General features: G+C 65.6%; 20 protein-coding genes. 6 read left to right on the top strand and 14 right to left on the bottom strand.

Translation table 11 applies throughout. The features are described 5' to 3' along the window. Positions 1-36 precede the first annotated feature (36 nt). The 5 genes from ACZYZ9_RS06190 (at position 37) to ACZYZ9_RS06170 (ending at position 3,244) form a co-directional block, all read left to right on the top strand. Complete coding sequence (locus ACZYZ9_RS06190) at positions 37-732, top strand: glycoside hydrolase (protein WP_463825325.1); 696 nt, start codon at positions 37-39, stop codon at positions 730-732. Positions 733-815: 83 nt separating this feature from the next. Continuing rightward, positions 816-1,415, top strand: a complete 600-nt coding sequence (locus ACZYZ9_RS06185) for a cyclic nucleotide-binding domain-containing protein (RefSeq protein ID WP_463825324.1) — start codon at positions 816-818, stop codon at positions 1,413-1,415. A 40-nt stretch (positions 1,416-1,455) separates the two neighbouring features. After that, a complete protein-coding gene (locus ACZYZ9_RS06180; RefSeq protein WP_463825323.1) occupies positions 1,456-2,346 on the top strand; it encodes an SGNH/GDSL hydrolase family protein in 891 nt (296 codons plus the stop codon). Continuing rightward, positions 2,343-2,600 carry a DUF3253 domain-containing protein gene (locus ACZYZ9_RS06175; RefSeq protein ID WP_463825322.1) on the top strand — a complete coding sequence of 86 codons (258 nt, stop codon included), beginning with the start codon at positions 2,343-2,345 and terminating at the stop codon, positions 2,598-2,600. The genes ACZYZ9_RS06180 and ACZYZ9_RS06175 overlap by 4 nt, the downstream gene beginning before the upstream one ends. Before the next feature lie 95 nt (positions 2,601-2,695). Next, entirely contained in the window at positions 2,696-3,244 is a 549-nt protein-coding gene (locus ACZYZ9_RS06170; RefSeq protein WP_463825321.1) for a thioredoxin family protein, read from the top strand. A 3-nt stretch (positions 3,245-3,247) separates the two neighbouring features. Here ACZYZ9_RS06170 and ACZYZ9_RS06165 read toward each other — a convergent pair whose 3' ends face one another. After that, positions 3,248-3,796 carry a dihydrofolate reductase family protein gene (locus ACZYZ9_RS06165; RefSeq protein ID WP_463825320.1) on the bottom strand — a complete coding sequence of 183 codons (549 nt, stop codon included), beginning with the start codon at positions 3,794-3,796 and terminating at the stop codon, positions 3,248-3,250. A gap of 75 nt (positions 3,797-3,871) precedes the next feature. On the opposite strand from ACZYZ9_RS06165, the gene ACZYZ9_RS06160 reads away from it, so the two are divergent. Next, entirely contained in the window at positions 3,872-4,015 is a 144-nt protein-coding gene (locus ACZYZ9_RS06160) for a hypothetical protein (RefSeq protein ID WP_463825319.1), read from the top strand. Between the two features lie 61 nt (positions 4,016-4,076). Here ACZYZ9_RS06160 and ACZYZ9_RS06155 read toward each other — a convergent pair whose 3' ends face one another. The 13 genes from ACZYZ9_RS06155 to ACZYZ9_RS06095 all read right to left on the bottom strand — a co-directional run bounded on the left by ACZYZ9_RS06155 (position 4,077) and on the right by ACZYZ9_RS06095 (position 23,949). Then, positions 4,077-5,228: an iron-containing alcohol dehydrogenase gene (locus ACZYZ9_RS06155; RefSeq protein ID WP_463825318.1), complete on the bottom strand. Its 1,152-nt coding sequence runs from the start codon at positions 5,226-5,228 to the stop codon at positions 4,077-4,079. A 70-nt stretch (positions 5,229-5,298) separates the two neighbouring features. Continuing rightward, positions 5,299-6,450 (bottom strand): LLM class flavin-dependent oxidoreductase, encoded by a 1,152-nt coding sequence (locus tag ACZYZ9_RS06150; protein WP_463825317.1) that lies wholly within the window; start codon positions 6,448-6,450, stop codon positions 5,299-5,301. Between the two features lie 133 nt (positions 6,451-6,583). Next, a complete protein-coding gene (locus ACZYZ9_RS06145) occupies positions 6,584-9,529 on the bottom strand; it encodes an aminotransferase class III-fold pyridoxal phosphate-dependent enzyme (RefSeq protein ID WP_463825316.1) in 2,946 nt (981 codons plus the stop codon). Further along, positions 9,526-11,103 carry a sulfotransferase gene (locus ACZYZ9_RS06140; protein ID WP_463825314.1) on the bottom strand — a complete coding sequence of 526 codons (1,578 nt, stop codon included), beginning with the start codon at positions 11,101-11,103 and terminating at the stop codon, positions 9,526-9,528. The genes ACZYZ9_RS06145 and ACZYZ9_RS06140 overlap by 4 nt, the downstream gene beginning before the upstream one ends. A gap of 91 nt (positions 11,104-11,194) precedes the next feature. Next, the gene (locus tag ACZYZ9_RS06135) at positions 11,195-12,532 is read right to left on the bottom strand and encodes a cytochrome P450 (protein ID WP_463825313.1); all 1,338 of its coding nucleotides are present in this window, start codon (positions 12,530-12,532) and stop codon (positions 11,195-11,197) included. 95 nt (positions 12,533-12,627) lie between these two features. Next, positions 12,628-13,317, bottom strand: coding sequence for a type 1 glutamine amidotransferase domain-containing protein (locus ACZYZ9_RS06130; protein WP_463825312.1), 690 nt, complete (start codon positions 13,315-13,317; stop codon positions 12,628-12,630). Between the two features lie 57 nt (positions 13,318-13,374). Beyond that, the gene (locus ACZYZ9_RS06125; RefSeq protein ID WP_463825311.1) at positions 13,375-13,872 is read right to left on the bottom strand and encodes a nitroreductase/quinone reductase family protein; all 498 of its coding nucleotides are present in this window, start codon (positions 13,870-13,872) and stop codon (positions 13,375-13,377) included. Between the two features lie 242 nt (positions 13,873-14,114). Next, positions 14,115-14,414 (bottom strand): hypothetical protein, encoded by a 300-nt coding sequence (locus ACZYZ9_RS06120; protein ID WP_463825310.1) that lies wholly within the window; start codon positions 14,412-14,414, stop codon positions 14,115-14,117. 78 nt (positions 14,415-14,492) lie between these two features. Beyond that, positions 14,493-14,768 (bottom strand): hypothetical protein, encoded by a 276-nt coding sequence (locus ACZYZ9_RS06115; RefSeq protein WP_463825309.1) that lies wholly within the window; start codon positions 14,766-14,768, stop codon positions 14,493-14,495. An 82-nt stretch (positions 14,769-14,850) separates the two neighbouring features. Beyond that, positions 14,851-15,708, bottom strand: a complete 858-nt coding sequence (locus ACZYZ9_RS06110) for an ABC transporter permease (RefSeq protein ID WP_463825308.1) — start codon at positions 15,706-15,708, stop codon at positions 14,851-14,853. Next, on the bottom strand, positions 15,705-16,559 hold the full coding sequence (locus tag ACZYZ9_RS06105) for an ABC transporter ATP-binding protein (protein ID WP_463825307.1): 855 nt from the start codon (positions 16,557-16,559) through the stop codon (positions 15,705-15,707). The genes ACZYZ9_RS06110 and ACZYZ9_RS06105 overlap by 4 nt, the downstream gene beginning before the upstream one ends. Positions 16,560-16,573: 14 nt before the next feature. Continuing rightward, complete coding sequence (locus tag ACZYZ9_RS06100; RefSeq protein ID WP_463825306.1) at positions 16,574-22,105, bottom strand: type I polyketide synthase; 5,532 nt, start codon at positions 22,103-22,105, stop codon at positions 16,574-16,576. Positions 22,106-22,179: 74 nt separating this feature from the next. Next, positions 22,180-23,949, bottom strand: a complete 1,770-nt coding sequence (locus tag ACZYZ9_RS06095; RefSeq protein WP_463825305.1) for an NAD(P)/FAD-dependent oxidoreductase — start codon at positions 23,947-23,949, stop codon at positions 22,180-22,182. Between the last annotated feature and the right edge of the window lie 244 nt (positions 23,950-24,193).

Raw genomic sequence — 24,193 nt, 5'->3', positions numbered from 1 at the left:
CCAAGATCTGTCCCATGCGTCCCATCCGACACTAAAGTGCACTGGGTGGGGACGCGCAGGTCAGGCAACGGCTGGGGTCGAGGGCTGGCCATTGTGGCCTCGCTCATCGTCGCCGCCGGCATGATCTACGCCCAGCAGACCACACCGAAGTCGCCGTGTTGCGCCGACGCGCAGCAGACCTCGGCCGCCGCCCCGACCAGCAAACCCACCGCGCCCGCCCAGGGTGCGCCACAGACCGCCAGTGCCGAAGAAGCGGCCCTGCTGGCCGGCAACGCGCCCGCCGTCGCCCAGGACTTCCAGGTCGCACTGCCGCCCAGTGTCGCCCCCGAGGGCGGCCTGCAGATCAAGACCATCTGGGCAGCGCGCGCCATCGGCGTGCTGTTCCCCGAGATCACCACCATCGGCGGGTACCGACAGGACGCGCTGCGGTGGCATCCCAGTGGGCTGGCGATCGACGTGATGATCCCCGACCACGGCAGTCCCGATGGCATCGCGCTGGGCAACCAGATCGCCGGCTTGGCGCTGGCCAACGCCAAGCGGTGGGGCATCGACCACGTGATCTGGCGGCAGAAGATCTACATGGGCATCCGCACCGGCAGCTGGACAGCCGACCTCGGCAACGAAACCGCCAACCACTACGACCACGTGCACATCGCCACCAACGGCGGCGGGTACCCGACCGGGCACGAGACCTACTTCATCGGGTCGATGACCCCGACCCCGCCGGACTGAGCCCACTGACCCCTGCCGAACCACGGCATCTTCGACGTAGGCTCCTCGATGTCAGGGTTCATATCGCGGATCAGGAGTCCCCCATGAAGGTGGATGCGAAAGAGCACGAGGAAGAAGCCCGTCGGATCAAGCAGGACGCCCGTCGGCTGCGCGAGTTCCCCGCGTTCGAGAAATTCTCGGACGACGAGTTGGAGCGCCTGGTGGGGACCGCCCACCACACGTCGCAGTCCGTGCCGTGGCCCCTGATCCGGGAGCAGACCCCGTCGGACGCGTGCTTCATCCTGCTCAGCGGCGAGGTGGGCGTGTATGTCGGCCAGGACCGGGTCGCCGTGGTGGGTCCGGGCGAGGTCATCGGCGAATCTGCGCTGCGCCGGGGAAAGCTGCGTTCTGCGACGGTGACGACGATCGGCCCCGCCGAAGTGCTGCGCATCGAGCGGGATGACCTCGACCGCCTGCTGCGCGAAATCCCGGCGCTCCGCGAAACGATGGACGCGACAGCCGCCAAACACGTACAGGTCGACCAGCCGGCGAAGCCGAAGTCGGAACGCTCCAAGGTGAGCGCCACGGTCCCGACCGATCTGGTCGAGCGCTTCGAACAGGCCGCGAAGGCCGCCGGCGTCAGTGCCTCCTCAGCGCTCGAGGATGCGCTCAGCCAGTGGGTGGAACGCAACAGCAAGTCGTAATCAGCAGCGATTTTCCGGCCTCGCTACCCTGATTGGGGAGATGAGGGGTAACAAGCGCTGGACGGGTGGCGGTGCGGCCGTGCTGGCCTTGACGGTGGCGGCGGTGTGTGCGACGGCGCCGCACCGCGGCTCTGAGCCGGCCAGCGCGAGCTTGCAGGTCAACAACGTCAAATACCTCGCGCTCGGCGACTCGGCGGCCGCGGCGCCGCTGGTCCCCGATCCCGCCGGTCCGCCCGGCTGCTTCAAATCGACCAACAACTATCCGGCGGTGTTGGCCCGGCACCTGGGCGCGACCCATTTCACCGACGTCACCTGCAGCGGGGCCACCACCGCCGACATCACCGTCCGGGCGCAGCACACCAGCGGGGGCGCCGTACCGGCGCAGATCGACGCCGTGGCCGGCGACACCGAGCTGATTACCATCACCATCGGCGGCAACGACGTCGGCCTGGCGAGCAGCGCAGCGCAGTGCCGCCGGAGTTCGCTGACCGAGCCGCCCTGTTTCGACGCCCTGGCCGGCGGCGGGTCGGATCGATTCAGTGCGGCGATCCGGCGCCAGGTTCCGTTGTGGGAAGCCATGATCGACGCGGTGCGGGCCCGAGCCCCGCGGGCGCGGATCGTTCTCGTCGGGTATGGAACCTACATCCGGCCGGGCGGTTGCTTTGCCCAGCAGCCGATCAATCCGACGGACGCCAACTATTTTCAGGCCAAAGTCGACGAAATCGACGACCAGCAGCAGTCGTTGGCCACCAGGAAGGGGATCGAGTTCTTCGACACGCGGCCGGTGTCGGTCGGCCACGACATGTGCGCCGCGCCCGACGATCGGTATTTCGAAGGGTTCGTGCTCACGCACCTGGCGGCTCCCCTGCACCCCAACGCGATGGGCGCCGTGGCGGTCGGCGACGCCCTTGCCGACCGGATCGGCCGATGACGAGCGACGGGCCACGACTGAGATCGGCGATCCTCGACTTGGCGGCGGCGCGCGGTCCGGACAGCAGCATCTGCCCGTCCGATGCCGCCCGGGCCGTCGGCGGCGAGAACTGGCGCGACTTGATGGACGATGCCCGCGAACTGGCTCGGGAGTTGGCGAAATCGGGCGTCGTGCAGATCACCCAGCGCGGTGCGGTGCTCGATCCCGGCGGAACGTGGCGCGGTCCGATCCGCATCCGGATCGTGCGCCAATAGCCCGAGCCGTTCACTCTGTGCGTGGGGCGCAGAAGTGCTCGTGGACAACGCCCTGCGCGCAGAGTCAACACCGTCTTCGCTATAGCCTGGCCGTCATGGCCATCGAATCGGCAATGCTTGCCCTCGGCACTCCCGCCCCTGGTTTCTCGCTGCCCGAGCCGGCGACGGGCGCGACGGTCAGTCTGGACGATTTGACCGGCCCGGCGTTGGTCGTCACGTTCATCTGCAATCACTGCCCGTACGTGCAGCATGTCGCGGCGGGGCTGGCGGAGTTGGGTCGCGACCTGGCTGAGCAAGGTGTCGCGATGGCCGCGATCTCCAGCAACGACGTCGTCAGCTATCCCCAGGATGGTCCCGAGCAGATGGTCGAGGAGGCCCGCCGTCACGGTTGGACGTTTCGGTACCTCTATGACGAGACCCAGGACGTTGCCCGCGCCTTCTCGGCCGCGTGCACGCCGGACACCTTCGTCTTCGACGGTGAGCGCCGCCTGGTCTATCGGGGTCAGCTCGACGACTCCCGGCCGAAGAACGGGCTGCCGGTGACGGCGGCCGATGTGCGCGCTGCGGTCGACGCGGTGCTGGCCGGGCGGGCCGTCGAGGCCCACCAGCGTCCCTCGATCGGCTGCGGCATCAAGTGGCGCTGAGCGTCACGCCTTCCAGCTGACCAGCGTGACGCCCTTGGGAAACGTCATCGGCGCCGCGGCCGGGCGAAGGCCGGAAAGCGTTGTGCCGTCGGGAAACAATCGACGTCCGGAGCCCTGCACGAACGGGTAGACGAACATGCGGTACTCGTCGACGAGATCCGCGGCGATCAACGCGTGGCACAGGGTTATGCTGCCGGTGGCGACGATATCGCCGCCGGGTGCCGCTTTGAGGGTCTGCACTTCCTGCACCGGATCGCCAGCCACAATCACCGAGTTGTCCCAGCCCGGTTCGGTGATCGTCGAGGACACCACGTACTTGGTGACGCTGTTGATGTACTCGGCCACGCCGGTGGCGTCGTCGGCCTGGTGTGGCCAATAGCTGCGGAAGTCCTCGAAGGTCTGCCGACCCAGCAACAGGGCATCGGCGGTCTCGTCCTGACGGCGCATCTCGGCGGTCAGTTCGTCGTCCAGCAGCTGCGGATCGAACCAATCCCCCAGCATCTCCACCGAGCCGTCTATGGTCACGTTCTGCGTGATGATCAATGAGCGCATACGAAGATGGACTCGGGAACACAGCGAAACTCATCGGGCAGCGCTGGCACAGGTGGCTCGGAGGTAGGAGTGGGCATGGGCAGGGACTCGGACGACAGCGGGCACGACCCGCCCAGGGACGAGCCGCCCGGCCCGGCCGATCATGGTCGTGAGGGCGGGATGGCGACGCGGGAAAATGCTCCCGAGCTGACCGAACCTTCCGACGACGAGGGTGAGTGATGCAAACAAACCGCTTTTCCACCCGCTTCGGCCCCTGGACCGACAGCGTCCGGTTGACGCATCAGCCGTACACGCGCGCGTAGATTTCCTCGATCTGCTCGGCGGTCGGGACAATCGGGTTGTTGGCCGGTGAACCCGAGGCCAGGGCTTCGTCAACCATCAATGGCGTCAACGACATCCAGGCCTCGCGGTCGATGCCGTAGGACCGTGGTGTCGGGACTTCCAGCTCGGCGCACAACTCGGCCAGCGCCGTGACCAGGGCCCGGGCCGCTTCCCCGTCGCCGGCGTCGGCAGCTGCCGCACCGTAGACCCGCGCGCACTCGGCGTACCGCGCCTCGGCGCCGCCGACCGAGAACTCGGTGACAGCCGGGAACAGCATCGCATTCGACAACCCGTGGGCCACCTGGAAGTGCGCGCCGATCGGACGGCTCATCCCGTGCACCAGCGCGACGCTGGAGTTGGAGAAGGCCATTCCGGCCTGGGTGGACGCAAGCATCATGGCTTCGCGGGCCCGGGTATCGGCACCGTCGCGGTAGACCCGCTCGAGGTTGCCGGCGATGAGCCGGATCGCGGACAGGGCCAGGCCATCGCTGATCGGATTGGCCTTGCGGCTGACGTACGCCTCCACCGCGTGAGTGAGCGCATCGATGCCGGTGTCAGCGGTCAGCCGCGGGGGCATCGACAGCGTCAGTTCGAAGTCGACGATCGCGGCCACCGGGAGAAACGACACACCCGGACACAGCATCTTCTCGTGCGTGTCGCTGTCACTGATCACCGTGAATTGCGTTGCTTCCGAACCACTTCCGGCTGTGGTCGGAATAGCTATGACGGGCAGGGCCGGTCCCGCGTAGTTGTTCGGTGCCTTGAATCTGCGCATCGGACCGTCCTGGTACGCCAGCACCGCGAGCGCCTTCGCGGAATCCATCGGACTGCCGCCACCGAAACCTATGACGCAATCGGCATGGTGTTCACGCAACGCGGCAAGACCATCCTGCAGCGAGGCGGTCGTGGGATCCGGGACGGTGCGATCGAAGAGCGCGGCCGACATTCCGGCCCGCCGCAGCGAGTCGAGCACTCGTTGCGCGGCCCCGGTGCCCGTCAGGAAGGAGTCGGTCACCAACAGCGGGCGATGCAGGTCGAGAGCGCCCAACACGTCGGCAACATCGTCGATAGCGCCGGCCCCGACGTGTAGCTGACGGGGAAAGGAGATCACATCGACTCAAATTACTCGCGGCTCAGGTCGATCGTTCCGGCGGAACCGGCAACGGCAGTTCGGGCGGTCGCTAGAGCTTTCGCAGCTGTCGCAGGATCCGCACGAAGGGGACGCTGGCGGCCATGCCGCGCTTCAAACTCGGTTGCGCAGCGCTCATGTTGACCACCACGGCATAGCGCAGTCCAGCGTCGCGTAGCTCAGCGGCCTGTTCGAGCACCTCATCGGGGGTGCCGTTGAGAATGCTGCCGGTCAGCAGTGCCTGTGGGACATTCTTGGTCGCTGCCAGTACGGCCTGCTCGTCGAGAGTCTGCGGAATGAGATCCTGCATGCCGGTGAAGTCGTCTCCGAATGGATGCCGCGACCCGTGCCGGGACCATTCGGAGGCCGGGATGTTGAGGGCAAAGGCGCGGAGGACCTGGGAGCCGAGCGCTTCGTCGACCTCATCGCGGCTGCGGCCCGTCACCACCATGACGAGGCTGGCCGGCACGATTGACATCGGGTCACGACCTGCGTCGCAGGCCGCCGCCCGGACGACATCGAGGGCAGCGGCATAGTCGTCGGGATGGACGAGCGCAGCAGGAAACCAGGCGTCGGCGTAGCGACCGGTGGCTTTGAGCATGCGCGGGCCGTGGGACGCCACCCAGATCTCAGGCCATTTACCGCGATAGGGCGGTAGGTCGAAGATCGCGTTGTGCAGGGGAAAGAATTCCGAATCGCGGCTGACGAGTTCACCGTTGGAGTTCCACAACGCCCGGATCGTGGCAAGGGCCTCGATCAACCGCCCGACCGGCTTGGACCATTCCACGCCATAGGGTTCGTTGGTTACGCGTTCGCCGGTGCCGATGCCCAGGATCGCCCTGCCCTTGGTCAGCAGATGCAGCGTGGCGGCGGCTTGTGCAGTCACCGCAGGGTTGCGCCGGCCGGCGTCGGTGACGCTGGTTCCGAGTCGCAGCCGTGCGAGTCGATTCTTGGCGGCCAGGTATCCCAGTGCCGTCCAGGGCTCGCTGACGGCGTCGGGTCGGGGCATCAACTTCGCGGTCGTCGAGCCGAGATATTTTGCCGTCATGATCGACCGGGGTGTCAGAGCGTTCAGGTGATCAGCCACCCAGAACGAATCGACACCTGCTGCGACGGCGGTGAGGTAGTTCGCGCGAGTGATGGCCAGCGGGCCGATGCTCGAGTAGGCGAGCACGTCGACGAGGCCGACCCGGAATCCTGACATGTCATTCCTCGGGTGCGAAGGTAACCATTGGCTTTTCGATCTAAAGCCGCCAGCAATGCGCCGGGTAGCGTAGCGGACTACCTACAGTGGTCGAGCCCAACTCGCGCCGAGTTCTGATCGGGATGCTCGTCAGTCAGCGCCGATACCGATGGGCCAGCGTCTCGGCCTGACGGTGTGCCAGTGCCATCGCGGTGAGCATGGGATTGGCCATCGGGCTCGACGGGAACAGCCCGGTGTCGCACACGTACACGTCGTCGAGGCCGTGCACGGCTCCCCACGAGTCCGTCACGTGCCGACTCGGATCTGCCCCCATCGCCGTCGTGCCGAAGACGTGGTTGGCCACCACGCGAAAGTCGTTGGGAGACAATGCCGCAGCCCGGATCGCGGGTGCCGCCTGGGGCGCATCGTAACGGGGCGCCAAGCCACGGATTCCCGGTACCACGCTGCGGGCGCCCGCGGCGGCGAACATCTCGGCCAGCCGGGCCGCGCCCTCCTGGATGCGACGCACGTCGGCGGCCCCGACGTCGTAGCGCAGGCTGGTCATGCCACCAGGCCGGGCCCGCACCCGTCCGACCGAGTCCTGCCCACTCACCCACACCGTCCAGGTCGCCACGTTCCGGTAGCCGGCCAGCGAGCGTACGTACTCGTCACCGGTTCCCGGGTGCAGCATGCCGAGTACTGACGGGGTGGCCCAGATCGACTCCAGTTTGATGCCTTCCTCAAGAAAGCCGGTTACGTGGTAGCCCTGGGTCGCACCGGTCCACGGCGCGATCTCGTCGTCGAACTCGCCCAGCACAATCATGCCGGGGTGCATGCGAACGTTTCGCCCGACGGCCTCCTCGTGGTGGCCGCTGCGCTGCAGGATCTGCGGCGAAGCGAACGCACCCGCGGCCAGCACCGTGCATTTGGCCTTGACCCGTACCCGATGGGTCCGCCGTCCGGAGCTGGGATCGACCACCGTGCCCGTCAATCCGTACACCCGATTGCCTTGCCGCAACAGCGAATCGACGTGCACGGAGGTGTAGACGCGGCCGCCGGCGGCCAACAGCTCCGGCACCCCGCGACGATCCATCGATTGCTTTGCCCCCGAAGGGCATCCGGTGATGCACTGACCGGAGCCACGGCAGTCGTGCTCGTTTCGCCGTAGCGATTCCACTTGGTAGCCCAGCGCTTCTGCCCCGCTGCGGAACAGGTCGTTGCGCCGGCCCTGCACGTGCGACTGGACCGGTCGCACCCCCAGGAACCGTTCGACCGCCTCGTAATGACGGGCCATCTGCTCCGGTGCAGCCCCTTCGACGCCGTGCTCGCTCGCCCACTTCTCGAACACGAAGTCCGGGGCCCGCATACAGATGCCGGAGTTGATCACCGATCCGCCGCCCAGACATCGCGCTTGCAACGTGGGTATCACCACATTGCCCCGCGTGGTGCGCATGCCACCTTCCCAGAACCAGCGGGCGAACGTCTCGCCGGCCTCCGCTCCCCGATCGCGCTGGCGCATGGCCGCGCCGGCCTCCAGGACGACGACATCGAGGCCTTCGCCGGCCAGTCGGTGCGCGAGCACGGTGCCCGCGGGGCCGGAGCCGACCACACACACGTCACAGTCCAGGGCCAGTGCACGGTGGTAGTCGGAATGTTCCTGTATGCGGTTGGCCGCGTTGTGTTTTGGCACATCCAGCGCCGTCCGGCGCGCGTCGAGGCGGGCCCGGGTTTCGTTGAGCACATGGCGGGTGACACCGCCGACCATGCCGACGACCGGGCCGGATGCGGGTCGGCGGTAACCGGCGAGCACTTCTTCGAACGCGGTCAGGAACCAGGCCACGTCGGCGTCGTCCAGAGTCACCGGCGGCAGCAGCTTGATCATGTTGAGGTTGAATCCCGGTATCTGCACCAGGATTCCGCGCTTGTGCAGGTCGATGTGAACCGCGGCCGCGAACGCACCCGGATCGCCGATTCCCATCAGAGTCTGCTGCACCCGCAGCCCGAGCTGGGCCGAATTCTTGAACACCACGCCGATGATCAGGCCCTGCCCCGTGATCCGGTCGATCACGTCGTAGCGGTCGGCCAGTTCCTGCAGCCCGCTGCGGAACTTCTCCGAGAGGGCACGCGCCCGCCGGGGCGCGTCCAGGTCTTCGAGCACATCGAGAGTGGCCAGCCCGGCGGCCATGGCGAGGTTGTTCTCGGCGAAGGTCGACAGATAGATGGGCCCGGACTTGAAGGCGGCGTAGACGCGGTCGTAGATGTCCTGGGTCAGCAGCACCGCACTCACCGGCGCCTGGCCACCGGAGAGCGCCTTGCTGACAGTGAGCATGTCAGGTTTGACGCCGGCACCGTGGCAACCGAACCAGTTGCCCAATCGTCCGAGGCCGGTCTGCACCTCGTCCATCACCAGCGCGGTCCCGTGTTGCGCGCAGAGTTGCTGGGCCGCACGCAGATACTCGGCCGAGACGACTTCGCAGGTCATGCCCTGCACGGCTTCGACCACGAAGGCGGCGACGTCGCCGTAGGAAAGTTCGCGCCGGAGCGTCTCAATATCGTTGCGCGGCAACGGAGTACAGGTCGGCATCAACGGATCGGCGGTGATCTTCATCTCGTCGAAACCACACATCGAGATCGCGGCGTAGGTGCGGCCGTGAAATGCCCCCTCCAGATACAGATAACGACGACGACCGGTGGCCTGACGGGTGAAGCGCACGCAGATCTCGGTGGCCTCGGTCCCGGAGTTGGCGAACACCACCTTGGCGAACTGCGGGCCGGCCAACGAGATGAGCCGCTCGGCCAGCAGGCCGCCCAGCACCGACGCGTTGGCGACCGACAGGTTGGGCAGGTCCATGTCGAGGACGTCACGCAGTGCCGCACGGACCTGGGGATGGTTGCGTCCGATGAAGTGCACTCCCCCGCCGCTGAGCAGGTCCAGGTAGCGGGTGCCGTTCTCGGTCCACAGGTAGGCACCCTGCGCCCGGGTGAACACCGCGTCCATGCCGGCGAGTTCGAACATGTACAGCAGCTTGGGATGCACGTGGCGCTTGGCCAGGTGCGTGCTGGAGTGCAGATGCTCCTCGACGAAGTCGTGGAACGTCATGATCGATGGTCCAGCGAGTAGCCGTATTCGTCGAACACGAACTTCCAGTGCTCGCGCACCAGGTTGGCGAGTTCGTCGTCGATGTTCAGCGTGTTGGTCCGGTATCCGCGCAGACCGTCCAGGTAGCCGCCGATGGTGGCGTCGTAGCGGTCACCCTGCGGGATCTCGAGGTGGCGGTAGATGCCGTCGAGCACCTCGCGCGGGCGCGCGCACAAATCTGGATAGGCCACCTCGATGTAGTTCTGCGGCGGAATGAGGGCCCGGTCCTCGAAGAAGCGCTCGAAGAGCTTCTGCCCGACGACCGCCACCTGCGTCGGCAGGTTCTTGACGAAAGCCACTTCGGGCACCTGCAGGAAGTTCTCCCAGTCGGTCTGGTTGCGCATGTGGATCGTGGAGGCGGCGACAGTGAACGGGTTGCGGTGTATATGAACGAATTTCGCGTCCGGGAACACATCGAGCAGCATCCGGACCCGGGCCATGTGGGCGCAGCTCTTGATCACGGGGCGCCGCCCACCGGAGTGCAGCCGGATCTTGTTGACGAACCAGCGTAGCGCCGCCTTCCACTCGTCGCGCTCGTCTTCGCGGGCCTGCAGGAAATCGAAGTAGCGTTCGTAGCGGGGCAGCAGGTCGGGCAGCATGAACGCCAGGTACGGCGACAAGCCGGTCAGCTTGGCCAGCGCGATCTCGTCCTCGGCCGCCTCACCCCAGCCCTGGGCGACGTTGTCATAGCCGCGGGTGTCGGGCAGCAGGCGCGCGGTCAGCGGCGGGATGACGCTGCCGGTGGTGATGAACGCGGTGGGGAACACCACCTGGTAGACGGTGGGATAGGTGTGGTCCGGGTCGCGGCCCAGCAGGTTGTGCAGGTGGGTGGTGCCACTGCGCCAGTGCCCGAGGATGAAGATCGGTGGCGGGTCGAGGGGCGTCGAGGCGATCCGCCGGTCGTAGCGGCGGCGTTCCACCGTGCCTACTGCGGTGGCCACACCGCTCCAGCCGGTGATCCAGGCGATCCGATGCAGATAACGGAGGCTCACCCGGAATCGGGCGCCGGCCAGTACGCCGAACCACTTCGGGATCTCGATGCCGGTGATGAGCTGATCGGTGTTGAAGCGGCGCTCGAGGCGGACGACCCGCGCACCGCGAGCTAGCCGCGGTGCCCTGCCGGGCCGTCGCAGCGGGACGGCCGGTTGGATTTCGTTGTGCGGCAGCCCGATTCGTTGCTGCACTGTGGGTTCGGCCAGATAAGCGAGCGTGAAAAGCCAACGCAGGGCGGAGAACAACGCGCGTTGGACGTATCGGTCGGCGTCCTCCCATGCCTGCAGTCGGGCGATGCGTTCGTCAAGCGGCGCGGCGGAGAACAGGCCGCCGCGACTGGTGATGGCGGTGCCCACCTCGAACGCCACCAGCAGACCCCGCAGTTGGACGCGCTTGGCGAACGGGAGCCGGGCCAGCATCGTGTCGACATAGGGCACCACGCCCGCGGCGCTACCGCCCACCCCGATCGGTCCGCGTGCCGGGAAGAAGGCCTCGGCGATCGCGTCGACAACCGCACCCTCTCTGCTGGTCAGTACCTGCAAAAGCCCCCCTCTACGCTTGCGTAGGCCACTGTATCGCTGATCAGGCGGCCCGCAGGCGCGAATGCACCGTCTCCCCCTGCCGTTGAGCCGCTCACGGAGTCGAGCCGAAACCTGCCCGCCTTCGCCGGTAGACGACGGCGCGGGCACCGTGTTCCGGCGCGAAGATCACGCCGTGGTCGCGCGGCCGCTCCCCGTCCGCATCGGTGGGAACCAGCCGGAATTCCCGCAGCAAGGTGCGCAGCGTGGTGTCCATCGTCATGTTCGCGTAGGCCGCGCCGATGCAGCGCTGGAATCCGCCACCATAGGGAATCCAGCCCACCGGCTTGGGCTGCCCACAGAGGAAGCGCTCCGGGCTGAACGAGTCCGCGTCCGGGAAGCTGTCCGGGGACCCGTGGGCCAGCGGGACATTGATCATCAACGTGGTGTCCTCCGGAATCACCCACTCCCCCAGGCGGATTCGTGCTGTGGTCCGTCGCTGGGCTACGTCGGACACCGGACGTGCGCGCTGCACCTCCCAGATCGTGGCCTGCAGGAGTTCCGATCCGCCGGCATCGACTTCGGCGGTCAGCCGGTCGAGGAGTTGCGGATGCCGACGCAACCGTTCCACCGCCCAGGCCAGCGTCGCCGCCGTCGTCTCATACCCGGCTGTGAGCACGCTGAGCACTTCGTCGGCGATATGGTCATCCGACATCGGCTCCCCGGTGTCGTAGCGGGCCCGCAGCAGGATCGCCAGTACGTCATGTCGTTCGGCAAGACGTGGATCGGTGCGCGCCTGGCCCATCAACGCGTCGATGGCGGTGTTGAACTTGCCGCGACTGCGCAGCAGGCGCGCACCCGGGCTCCAGCTCCCGAAGTCCTTGCGCAGGATCGGCGGCAACAACCCGATGCGGGCCCCGAGCGCGACCGCGGGCGGCATCAACGCTGCCAGGTCGTCGAGGTCGGCCCCTTCGGCACCGACTACGACGCGCAGCAACCCGCGCAGCACGATGCGCGTCATCGCCGGCCAGGCCGCGAATTCTTGCCCGTCTGGCCAGGTCGCGGCTTCGTGCAGCAATTCTTCGGTGACGATCTGCCGGTACTTCGCGACGTGCACGGAATGAAAGGGCGGGGAGAGCAGCCGGCGCCGCAGCAGGTGTTCGTCGCCCGACAGGTTGAACATCGAACCGGGGCCGAAGACCTTGCCGAGATTCAGCCGGGAGCGGCCCAGCAGCTCCCGGCTGGTGCCGAACAGGTCCTTGATCTGATCCGGGTCGCCGACCACCACCGTGCGACCAAAGCCGGGCAGGTCGAGGGTGAACACGTTTCCGTAGCGCCGGCCGAGCGCGGCGACCATTCTGCGCCGGGCGAACAGGAACGCCAGCCCCTGGACCGGTTTCGGCGCGCGCAGAGCCGGCGGTAGACGCACCGCCTCGTCTGTTGCTGTCGCCATGGTGCCTGCCTCGGAACGGCTCGTGAGGCAAACATAACTCCGGCTCGGCTACACGTGAGCGGTCTTGCGTAAACGAATGCCCTCAGCGGCCTTGCTCACCCCTGCAGCGCTGCCACGACCTTCTTCGCTGTCTCCTTGGCTGATCCCGGGTTCTGGCCTGTCACCAGCCGCCCGTCCACTACGGCGTAGGAGGTGAACGGGATCAAACCCTTCTCGTAGCGGGCGCCGCGTTGCTTCATCTCCTGTTCGGCGTTATAGGGCACCAGCTTGTTCACCCGGGCCACCACCTCCTCCAACCAGGCGAACCCGGTGAGTTTGCGGCCGGCAACCAACAATGATCCGTCGGACAGCTTGGTGTTGAGCAGGCCGCAGTAGCCGTGACACACCGAGGACACGATGCCGCCGCGCTCATAGATTTCTCGGGTAATGCGTTGCAGCCCTTCGCTATCGGGGAAGTCGAACATCACCGCGTGACCGCCGGTGAAGTAGATCGCGTCATAGTCGGCCGAGTCGATTTCGTTGGGTGCGGCAGTGCTTTCCAGCAGCGCCATCTTCGACTCGTCGGCCCGCCACGCCTTGGCGCTCTTGTCGTAGAACGGAAATTTGAGCGCGCGCGGCTCCAGCGGCGACGGACCGCCGCTGGGACTGACGATCGTCTGCTCGTACCCGGCTTCGTCGAAGATGTCATAGGCATGGGTGAGCTCCGAGAGCCAAAGGCCGGTCGGCTCCGACGGGTCCGCGTAGTGCGAAACATTGCTGACGACATTCAGGATGCGCTTGGTCATGTCGTCGGCATTCCCGTTACCGCACGCGTTAATACCAACTGTTGGCGGTTCGCAGGGTTAACCGACTTTCGACGTGAAGACGTCGATCGGCTGTCCCAGCTTCAGCATGAGCAGCGGGATGTGGCGGCTCGTGGAGCGCTGATAGGAGACGTACGGCGGGTACAGGTGGCACATGTACTCCCACACGTCGTGACGTTCGCCACCCTCCGGTTCGCGCCACGTGGCCTCGAAGGCCTGCGTCGCAATCTGCACCCCGATGGTTTCGCTGGCAATGATGTTGAGATACCACTCGGGGTGCGAATCGGCCCCGCCCTTAGAGGCCACGATCACGATCTCCCCTGCGACGTTGCCGTAGATGAGCGGCTTGACATACGTCTTGCCGGACTTGCGGCCGGTGTACCTGATCAGGCAGTGGGTCGTGATTTCGCGGCCACCGACGGCGCTGACGTCGAAAATGTGGCCTCGGGCTCCGCCCGAGTCGAGGTACATCGCAAGGTGTTCTTGGATCCAGTCACGGCGTTCGGAGCCAATCGCGGCCGCGTCGACGTCGCCCATGAATTCTTCCTTTCGTCGGCGGTCGAGACGACCTCGCGGATCGGACTCGGTTCCAGCCAGGCTATTACAGCGCCGAGACGCACCACGCCCACGGGCACGGCTCGAATCCGTTCGACGTGTACAGCCCGGTCGCCGGGGTGACTTACCCGATGACGTGCACGCAAGCCGGATCAGTGTGCAGGGCGGTAACAACGCTTTGATCTATCTGCGCTAGGCATCGCCCAAGAGTGAACTCGCCGTAACTAATCCGTCTCGCTGAACATTTCCAGGCGCCGGGTCACCCGGGCCAGTGCCTCGTCGAAGATCTCGACTTTCTCGCCGCGTTTCTCGTTGGCCGGTTGAGCGGCGCCCCGGGCACCTTCGGCCTCTACCCGCGCCGCACCTTGGCGCCGTAGCAGACTGAAATTCTTCTCGCGGGCCTGCCGGAGCCGGCTCTGCAGTTCCTTGAGCGACTTCTCGTCCATGCGCGCCAGCGCATCGGGATGACTCTGGCCGATCAACGAATTTTCCTGCGGGGTCAGATTCACATGATGGGTGCTCACCGTTGATTCATACCCGCACCGGACATGCCCTTGGTGACGAACACCGAACCGTCACGCCCGTGCCATTGCGCGTTCACGTCAACCGAACACCGACCAGTAGGGCTCACCTTGGATGACCCGCATCAGAAATTCCAGCGCTTGCTCGGTCTCTTTGTCGGCGTTGTTGCCGTGCGCCAGCCGACATGATTGCGGGTCGACGGCCACGATCCACACGCCTTCCAACCCCTGCTCACGCTCACCAGCGGTCGGTGAAATCACGTCGGCCGCATAGGCAAGTGCACCGGGCTCGGTCAGCCCGTCGCTGTAATCCAGGCAACTCTCGTCACACAAGGTGACGACATGGTAGTGCGGCATCGAGGCCAATCGATCTGAAAGTGTCTGTGCCCTGCCAGGTTCCGCGTCCACACCACGATCCAACACCCTTGCCGCGGGAACGTCAGTGCTTGTCCGACCAGCGGAAGACGGCGAGGCAGGCGATCAGCCCTCCGACGCTCCACGCCGCAAGCACCAGAAATATGCGCCAGTACTCCCAGTTGCCGGCCGGTTCGAAGATCACCATGTCCGCAGGCAGCAACACCGACCGGAAGCCTTGCGCCATCCACTTGACCGGGAAGATGGAGCCCACCGCCAGCATCCACGTCGGCAGTGCCATGAGCGGCACGTAGGTGCCGGACACGAATTGCAGGCCGACCGCCGGACCGTTGGTCAATACCGCCGCCGAGACCGCGTTGCTGGCGAAGTTGCTGACGAATATGCCGAGCAGGGAACAACTTACGATCCCCAGGACGAACACCCAGGACAGGGTGAACCAGCCGAACACATCTGCCGGGAGCCGAAGTCCGAAGCCGAGCACCCCCACCGCCAGCAGGACGACCGCCTCCGCCAGACTGGCGACCGTCACCAGCAGAATCTTGCCGACGAAGTATGAAGCCGCCGTCGTCGGTGTGCCGCGAAGTCGCCGCAGGGCACCGGTGTCGCGGTCGGCAGCAATGCTGATGCCGAGATTGATGAACGAAGTCGACAGGATTCCGTAGGCGAGCATGCTCGCCGCGATCACTGCGCCGGTGCTGGTATCGCTGTTGGGCAGTTTCGCCGAGAAGATCGAACCCAACAGGATGCAGATCACTGCCGGCATCGAAAAGGTCAACACCACTTGCTCGGGCCGGCGGTAAAACATCTTCAACTCGGGGACGGCCCGCGACAACCCGATCCGAAGCGGCGACGGCAGCGTCGAGGCGTGCCCGGTCGCGCGGTATGGCACCGGTGAGGTTTTCCGGACGTCGTCGACACTCATCGACCCGAACCGATCAATTGCAGGTAGGCGTCCTCCAGGGTGGGCCGGGAGACGGTCAGCTGGGCCAGCTCGGCGCCGTCCGTCGACCGCTGTCTGATCAACTCAGTGGGGTGATCCGTCTTCTCCACATGCACTTGACCGCCCTCCACCCACTGGACAGTCGCAGCCGTATCGACGTGTTCGGTCAGCTTGGCCGGTGAATCGACTGCGACCACCCGGCCGCCGGCGATGACGGCGACGCGGTCTGCCAGGGTGGCGGCTTCGTCGAGGTAATGGGTGGTGAGCAGGATGGTGGTGCCGTCGCGCGCCAGCAGCCGGATCAGTTCCCAGAAGCGCCTCCTGGCTTCTGGATCGAACCCGGTCGTCGGCTCATCCAGGAAAAGGAGTTCGGGCATCCCGACGATCCCGAGTGCCACATCGAGCCGGCGGCGCTGTCCCCCGGACAGATTTCGCACCTTCGATTGGGACGCCGACGCGAGTCCGACGAGCTCGAGGACCTCGCCGGGAACCCGGCTCCGCGCATAGCATTTGGCGAACATGTCCACCGTTTCAGACACTTTGAGCATCCCGAAGTCGCTGGCTTCCTGCAGCACTATGCCGATCTTGGCGCGCCAGCTCCGGCCTGAGGCGTCGGGATCTTCGCCCAGGACCCGCACCGATCCGCGGTCCCGGCGCCGATGGCCCTCCAGTATTTCGATGGTCGTCGACTTGCCGGCGCCGTTGGGGCCGAGGATCGCAAAGATCTCCCCGTACCCGACGTCGAGGTCCAGATCCTGCACGGCCTGCAACGTTCCATAGGCCTTCGACAGACCCCGCACCTGCACTGCGGACGACTTATCTGATTGACGCACAGTGGAATTCACCACTACGAACGTCCCGGCTCGGGACCGTCAGGTGATTGCTCAAGTTCAGCCAGCAATGCCCGCAGGTCGGCGTCGGACAGGCTTTCCAGGAGATGCTCCACGTCGTCCGCAGCGCGCGGCTCCGGTTGCGGTTCGGTGTCCGGCAACGAGCTGGCGCCGTCCAGATGCAGGTCGGCCAGTATCCGCGCGGCCAGCGAGTTGACGCTGACACCTCTGAGCAGTTCCAGCACCGGAAGTTCGATACCGAACATCGCACTGATCCGGGCCCGGAAATCCATGGCCATCATCGAGTCCAGGCCGATGTCGTTGAGGATGTCGTCGGGGCCGATATCGCCAGCCGCGACTTCGAAGACGGCGGCCACCACCTGCCGAACGTGGTCTGCCACCGCCTCGAGTCTCTCGGCTTCGGGGCGGCCGGTCAGCGAGTCGATCATCGTGGTGTCGGGGTCCTGATCGACCGTCGCTTCGGTCGTTCCCAGATCGGCGAACATTGCGGGAAGCCGGCCGCCGAAGCCGGCGCGACGGGCTCGCATCCAGTCGGCGCTGATCGCGACCACGTTGGGGGTCCTCTGCGTGATGAGCCGATCGAGGATCCGGGCGCCGGCGGCGGGCGTGATGAGCTCGATGCCGCGCTGGGCGTAGACCTTTTCCAGCTTCAGCTCTTCGACCATTCCCACTGACCACGGACCCCACCCGATGGTGAGAGCGGGCAGTCCCTCGGCCTGCCGCAGGTGCGCGAATGCGTCGAGGAAAGCATTGGCGGCAGCATAGTTTCCTTGACCGGGTGCGGCGATAACCGAGCCGGCGGACCCGAACAGGACGAAGAACTCCAGGTCGTGACCGCGAAAAGCGTTGTGCAGCACCCGGGTACCGGTGACCTTCGGAGCCATGACCCGCGTGAAGTCCGGTTCGGTCATGTTCACCAGGAGCTGATCGTTGACACATCCCGCGGCGTGCACGATTCCACGCACCGGCCGGCCGCCTTGCCGGACGTGGTCACTGAGCCACGATTGCACCTGATCGGCGTCGGTGATGTCGACCCGGGCAGTGCTCACCTGGGCACCGAGGCGCTCGATTTGTGCCAGGTTGCTGACGGTGTCGTGATGCCGGTGCCCAGGAAGTATCGACGACCATTGGTTTCTCGGCGGGATCTCACTGCGGCTGAGCAGCACGATGTGACGGGCTCCGCGTTCGGCGAGATACCTCGCGACCGTGCGCCCGAGAGCTCCGAGCCCACCGGTGACCACATAGGTCGCGTCGGGCGTGAGTTTGGTGGGGAATGGCTCGGTCAGGCTCTGGCTCGGGCGCAGCCGCGGCACATACGTCACGTCTCCGCGGATGACGATCTGATCCTCGGCCTGGTCATCAAGGTTGTCGGCCAGAATGTGTTGGCAGACACGCAACGCCGTCTGCTCGCGATCACCGGCATCGTCGATGTCGATGAGTCCTCCCCACTGGCCGGCCAATTCTTGGTGACCGACGACCCGTCCGAGTCCCCAGATGGCGGCCTGGTCGACGGCGATCGCATCGGTGTCCGGCGCCGGTTGCGCTTTGCCGGTGATCACGTAGAGGCGGGGCTGGATGGCGTCGTGTGCGGCGAAGGACTGGATGAGGTGCAGAATCGTGAAAACACCGATCCGGTAATGTGTTTCGGTGGATCCGGTGTCCGCGCAGATGTCCAGCGGCCACAGGTTGATGACGCCGGCGAGGCTGCCTTCTTTCTCCAGATGTCTATCGAGCAGTTGCTGAAATTGTTCCGGATGCCGCGGGTCCAGCGCATAGCCGCCGTCGATCTCGGTCAGTCCGCTGACGGGCTGGTAGATGACCGTCTGGACCCGTTGACCACTGCGGTGCAGTTGTTCGACCAGGGCGGTTCCTATGCCGTCGAGGTCGAGCAAGACGAGCCAGGACGAGCTGTCGGGCACCGACGCGTTGGCGGCGGGCCTCGTTTCGGTCTGCGCGACCCATTGAATCTCGTAGAGTCCCTTGTCCACCCGTTCGGGCGACATCCGCGATGACGCGCTCAGCGATTGCACGGTGAAGCCGTGGATCGCGGCCAGGGGTTCGCCGTCGTCGCCGGTGATCGTGAGGTCGCATTCGATCTCGTCGGTGGTTGCCGAGGTGACACGTGCGTGTACGGCCATGACTTTCTCGGGGGGACCGTAGATGGCGCTGCGCCGGATTCGGGTCGGCAGGTAGGGACTGCCATCGTTGTTCTGGCTGTACAGCGGTGTGCCGAGCAATGTCTGGAAGGCGCCGTCGATGAGTGCCGGGTGGAAGCGGTAGGCATCCACGTCCTGAATGATCGTGGCGGGCAAGCTGATCTGGGCGATGGCCCACCCGTCTCCGGAGGTGATGCCGGTAACGGTCTGAAACGCCTCGCCGTAGTCGAACCCCGCGGCGCGGGCTCGGGTGTAGAACTCGTCGCCGTCGATCGTTGTCGCCTGCTCGGTGCTGCTGGCGTTGTCGTCGCGGCCAGGGGCGCGCGACAACGTATTCAGCGCTGCTGTCGCGGTGATCGTCCAGCTCATTTCTCCGCCGGCGGTGGCTGTGAACGCGGCGAACTCGATAGCGCCGGTGTCCCGGTTGAGGGTGGTCCGCAGGATTGGATCGCAGGTTGCGTCCAGGATCAGGGCACGGTGCAGCGAGAGGTCGACAACGCTGTAGTCGCTCGATCCATACGCTTCTTTTCCTGCCGCCAGGGCGATCTCGATATATACCGCCGCGGGCACCACGACACTTCCCTGCACCTGATGATCGGCGAGGAAGGGCGCGATGGTGGTGTTCAGCTCGGCCTCCCAGGTCGGGTGCACGGCGCTGACCGGTTGCCCCAGCAGCGGGTGCACCGGGTGGTAGTGCAGGTCCTCGGCCGCTTCCTGAGTTTCGTTCCAGTACCGCTTGTTCTGCCACGGGTAGGACGGCAGCTTCAGCAGCCGCGCACCCGTCTGGGGATAGAGCACGTCCCAGGCGACCGAGTGACCGTGACAATGCAGAGCGCCAACGCAGTTCAACAGGGTACGGCTGTCGTCCTCGTTGCGTCGTTGGCTGGCCAGGACCTTCACGTCGAGCTGCCGGCTTCGGCCGATCTCGGCGATCGATGCCGCGAGGACGGGATGTGGGCCAAGTTCGACGAAGTGGGTGTAGCCGTCCTCGAGCATGCGACGCAGCGCGGGTTCGAAAAGGACGGTGGCGCGGGTGTTCTGCCACCAGTAACCGGCGCCGGAAGGGTAGTGGTCCAGTCGTTCCCCGGTGACGGTGGAGTACAGCGGGATGGCCGCGGCCTGTGGCGACAACGTGTCCAGCGCGGTGCACAGGTCGTCTTTGACCCTGTCCATGTAGTGCGTGTGATAGGGCACCTTGCCGGTGAGCAATCGGTTGAAGATCCCGAGTTCGTCCAAGTGGCGGGCGATGTCGTCCAGCACGTCGCGATCGCCGGCGACGGTGACCGCGGACGGGCTGTTGATCGCGGCGATGGATACCCGCTCGTCAAATGTTGCGATATCGATGGTCTGGGTGAGCGACTCGGCACTGAGTCCGACGGCGAGCATCCGGCCCAGCCCGCTGGTGCGTTGCTGAAGCCTGCTGCGGTGGAAGATCACCTGGACCGCCTGCTCGAAGGTGAGGACACCGGCAAGGTAGTGGGCGGCGACTTCCCCGGCGCTGTGTCCGATCACCGCGTCGGGGGTGACGCCGAACTCGCGAAGTTGTTCGGCCAGTGCGACCTGGATGGCGAAGTTGGCAGGTTGCGCGACCTCGGTTTCGCTCATCCGCGAATGACCTTCATCGGATCGAAGCTCGTCCAGCAGAGACCAGTTGGTGTGCTGGGCGAGTTCGCGATCGGTGCGCAACAAACTCTCGGTGAAGGCCGGATAGGAGTCCAGCAGGTCGCGGCACATCCGCCACCACTGAGGGCCCATCCCGGTGCAGACGTAGGCCAGCTTCGGCGCGATCGGGGTGCGGCCGACGGGGACAGCGTCGGAGAGGGCCTGGAGTTGTTCCCGCGCTTCGGCGATGCTGCCCGCGACCAGGGTGCGGCGATAGTTGAGGTGAGAGCGCCGCCGGCTCAACGTGTAGCCGAGATCGTGCAGGGTGGTATCCGGGTGGGCGTTCAGGTGCGCCGCCAACTGGTGGGCCTGCGCCGCCAGGGCCTCCTCGGCGCGTGCCGAGATCGGCAGTATGGCCGGCCGGTTCCGCCGAGGTGGGCCTTGGATACCGGCCGGGGCGGGCGGCTCGGCGAGCACGATGTGGGCGTTGCTGCCCCCGAAGCCGAAGGAGTTGACGCCGGCCACCCGCCGTTTGCCGACGGGAAACGCGCGCCCGGTGCGCGGTATCTCGACGCCGAATTCCGCCAAAGGTATGTGACTGCTGGGGTTTTCCAGATGCAGGTTGGCGGGGATGTAACTGTGTCTGAGCACCAGCGCGGCCTTGATGAGGCCGGCCGCCCCGGCGCCGGCCTCCAGGTGTCCGATGTTGGTCTTCACCGATCCGATCAGCAGCGGATCTGCGGGGGGCCGGTCGGACGCGAGCGCGTTGGCCAGGGCACGGACCTCGACAGGATCGCCGACCGGAGTACCGGTGCCGTGCGCCTCCACGTACCCGACGTCGTTGGGCTCGACGCCGGCTCGTTGCAGCGCTGTCGTGATCGCCGCCTGCTGCGCGTCAGCGCTGGGTACGGTGATGCCGTCGGTGTGGCCGTCCTGCGACACGGCGGTGCCGAGGACTTGCGCATAGATGTCATCGCTGTCGCGCAGAGCGTGCTCGAGGAGTTTGAGCACCACCACCGCGCCGCCTTCGCCGCGCGCGTAGCCGTCAGCGGATTGGTCGAATGCTTTGCAGCGCCCGTCCGGGCTGAGGAACCCACTCTTCGATTCCGCGATCGCCGTGTTGGGCCCGATCATGATGTTGACGCCGCCGGCCAGGGCGAGATCGCACTCACCGTTCCAGATGCTTTGTGCCGCAAGGTGTACGGCGACCAGCGAACTCGAGCAGGCCGTGTCGATCGTCATGCTCGGGCCACGGAAGTCGAATGCGTAGGAGATGCGGTTGGCGAGCATCGTCATCATCATGCCGGTGGCGGAATGGGTCTTGAATCGGAAGCGACTGGTACGACCCTGGTTTTGCAGGAGTTGGTAGTCGAGAGTGAAACCACCCATGAAGACACCGACCTTGCTGCCGGCCAACGCCTCCGCGGGTATCCCCCCGTCCTCCAACGCTTCCCAGGTGGTCTGCAGCAGCAGACGCTGCTGCGGATCGAGCAAGTTCGCCTCGCGGGGCGAGATGCCGAAGAACTGGGGATCGAATTGGTCTATCTCATCGAGAAACCCGCCTCGGCGGGTGACCATCTTGCCGACTTTCGCCGGGTTTGGATCGTAGTATTTGGCTGCGTTCCACCGGGTCTGCGGGACCGTGCGGGTGGCGTCGGTCTCGTTGCACAGCAGCCGCCAGAAAGTGTCCGGTGTGTGCGCGTCGCCCGGGAAACGACACCCGATCCCCACAATCGCCAAGGGCTTTCGAGTGACGTGTTCGGCAGACATGTTCACCTCTCCCCTGTCGGGCCGCCGCGATACCCGACCGGCACCGCGCAACCGGATCTCGTGTTTGTTCTGGGTCAACTGAATTCGAGTGCGGGTGTGGTGCCGAGAATCCAGTCCTGACTGACCGGGTTGCCCGGTTGCTCACGGCGGTAGATGGCGCGCAGCTCCTGCAGAAAGGAATCCCGTTGCCACGCCTGCACCTGTCGCATGACATCGTCGTCGGCAAACCTGTCGCGATGTTGTGCGATCACGGTCTCGGCCAACTGGCCCGCCAGCTGGCGCAATAATTGGGCATTGGCGTCGAATTGCGCGCGGAAGTCAGAGGCAACGCCCATCATGGCGGTGTGCAGCGTGACCATGAATTGCAGCGGTGCGAATAAGTCAACGAAACCTGATGCGGGAGAAGACTGTTCCACTGCTGCCCACTCCCGGAAGAACCGTTGCACGCGATTGCTGAGGTCGATCAGCCCCTGCAAATGCGGTACGACTTCGGGATCATCGGCGACACTGACGAAACGGCCATTGCTGTACAGCAACCCCAGGAAGCCCCAGTAGAACGCGATGTCCCAGATCACCTTGGCCGACATCACAGCGGGTGAACCCATCAGCGGGTACTGGTTGCAGTACACGGCAAGCCACATGTCGGTCAGCGAACGGAACAGCGAGTCGCTGATTCCGGAACGTGCGACCACGTCTTCGCCGTCGAGGTCCCGGGTGATCATGTCGGTGATCAGGCCATTGCCGATGGCGACCAGGTCCAGTCCCGACGAATACAGCGGGTCCAGGAACACTCCTGAATCGCCGGTGAGACACCAACGGTCACGTCCGTCGAAGATCTTGTTCGCGCCGTGGCTGTAGTGCTTCATCACCCTGAAGTCCTTGATCAGGTGCTCGTGCTCGGCCAGCACCGCGGCGCATTGCGGTTCGTGCTCGCTCAGCCACGCCCGAGCTTTCGCGAGCGTGTTGAAAGTGTGGAACGGGTGCGCCACCGGGTCGGCGACGATGCCCACGCTGGTCGCTCCGGAAGCGAGTCGGATGAGCCAGACCCAATACCCCTCACCCATCAAGTGATTGGTCGACAAGGCCCGGTCGCCCTCGACCAAGCGGGCGTGCCAGTTCTGGTCGTCGCTCCACTGGCCGATGTCGATCTCCATGCCGATGCGTAGCCATACCGCGTTGCAGTTGTGTTCGTTGGCCCGGCGCAGATCCAGTTGTCGCGGCAACGCCCGATTCCGGCCCGACGCATCGACCACCCAGCGAGCCGTCGTCTCAGTGGTCGCGTCGCCGTGCTGAAATGTCACGGTGTGGGAACCGGTGCCGTGGCCGAAATTCACGGATCGCACTCGGCCACAGACGATTTCGACGCCTTGGGTCAGGCACCGACGGTTCAGCTCGTTCTCCAACCTGCCGCGGTCGATTTGATAGGTCACCTGGGGTGTGAAGGTGGAGCTGCCGAGCTCGACCCGTTGGGCGATGTCGGTGTTCCCCGCGTTCGAGAAGAACATTCGCAAGCCCATCTTGCGGAGCTGGGAATCCCGCAGATGGTCGGCCAGGCCCAGCCGGTCCCTGAGGTAGTGGGCGGCGATCTCGACTGTGGACTCGCCGACCGTGTGGGTGATCTCCGGTACCGGATGCGGGTTCGGTTCGATGATGAGGATCCGCGTTTGTGGGCGGACGATCTTCATTTCCAGTGCCAGAGTGAGGGCTGCGACCCCGCCGCCGATGACGGCGACCTCGTAGTCAGGGGCAGCGGCGTCCGTATGGGAAAGGCGCGCTCTGATCCGGTGGGCCAGAGCTTCTCGTGCTTCGGGGCTGAGTTGCGAAAGCTCTGTTCGTACATCCATACGGCCCCCTCACACACGCGGGTTCAGTCAATTACTTAATATTTAAGAAGTTACACCAAGCCGCATTCATTCACCCGGTGAAGGCAAGCCGTCGTCGACAGGGGTTCTGCTGCCGCATCCGACAGATCGCTGGACATGGTCCCGAACTGTTGCTACCCGCATTTCGAACCAGGAGACGTGACCTGTGCCTGCAGCAACTGCCATACATTTCTTTCTGGAACTGGCGGTGATTCTGGGGACCTGT

The sequence above is a fragment of the Mycobacterium sp. IDUB_28 genome, assembly GCF_055419285.1.
Note: the sequence above shows the minus strand (reverse complement) of the source record. Positions and strands in the feature narration are given on the sequence as shown.

Bases quoted from the DNA above. Each gene is read 5' to 3' on its own strand.
- ACZYZ9_RS06185 (WP_463825324.1), top strand. From the start codon at position 816: ATGAAGGTGGATGCGAAAGAGCACGAGGAAGAAGCCCGTCGGATCAAG.
- ACZYZ9_RS06180 (WP_463825323.1), top strand. From the start codon at position 1,456: ATGAGGGGTAACAAGCGCTGGACGGGTGGCGGTGCGGCCGTGCTGGCC.
- ACZYZ9_RS06175 (WP_463825322.1), top strand. From the start codon at position 2,343: ATGACGAGCGACGGGCCACGACTGAGATCGGCGATCCTCGACTTGGCG.
- ACZYZ9_RS06170 (WP_463825321.1), top strand. From the start codon at position 2,696: ATGGCCATCGAATCGGCAATGCTTGCCCTCGGCACTCCCGCCCCTGGT.
- ACZYZ9_RS06165 (WP_463825320.1), bottom strand. From the start codon at position 3,796: ATGCGCTCATTGATCATCACGCAGAACGTGACCATAGACGGCTCGGTG.
- ACZYZ9_RS06160 (WP_463825319.1), top strand. From the start codon at position 3,872: ATGGGCAGGGACTCGGACGACAGCGGGCACGACCCGCCCAGGGACGAG.
- ACZYZ9_RS06150 (WP_463825317.1), bottom strand. From the start codon at position 6,450: ATGTCAGGATTCCGGGTCGGCCTCGTCGACGTGCTCGCCTACTCGAGC.
- ACZYZ9_RS06145 (WP_463825316.1), bottom strand. From the start codon at position 9,529: ATGACGTTCCACGACTTCGTCGAGGAGCATCTGCACTCCAGCACGCAC.
- ACZYZ9_RS06135 (WP_463825313.1), bottom strand. From the start codon at position 12,532: ATGGCGACAGCAACAGACGAGGCGGTGCGTCTACCGCCGGCTCTGCGC.
- ACZYZ9_RS06130 (WP_463825312.1), bottom strand. From the start codon at position 13,317: ATGACCAAGCGCATCCTGAATGTCGTCAGCAATGTTTCGCACTACGCG.
- ACZYZ9_RS06125 (WP_463825311.1), bottom strand. From the start codon at position 13,872: ATGGGCGACGTCGACGCGGCCGCGATTGGCTCCGAACGCCGTGACTGG.
- ACZYZ9_RS06115 (WP_463825309.1), bottom strand. From the start codon at position 14,768: ATGCCGCACTACCATGTCGTCACCTTGTGTGACGAGAGTTGCCTGGAT.
- ACZYZ9_RS06110 (WP_463825308.1), bottom strand. From the start codon at position 15,708: ATGAGTGTCGACGACGTCCGGAAAACCTCACCGGTGCCATACCGCGCG.
- ACZYZ9_RS06100 (WP_463825306.1), bottom strand. From the start codon at position 22,105: ATGTCTGCCGAACACGTCACTCGAAAGCCCTTGGCGATTGTGGGGATC.
- ACZYZ9_RS06095 (WP_463825305.1), bottom strand. From the start codon at position 23,949: ATGGATGTACGAACAGAGCTTTCGCAACTCAGCCCCGAAGCACGAGAA.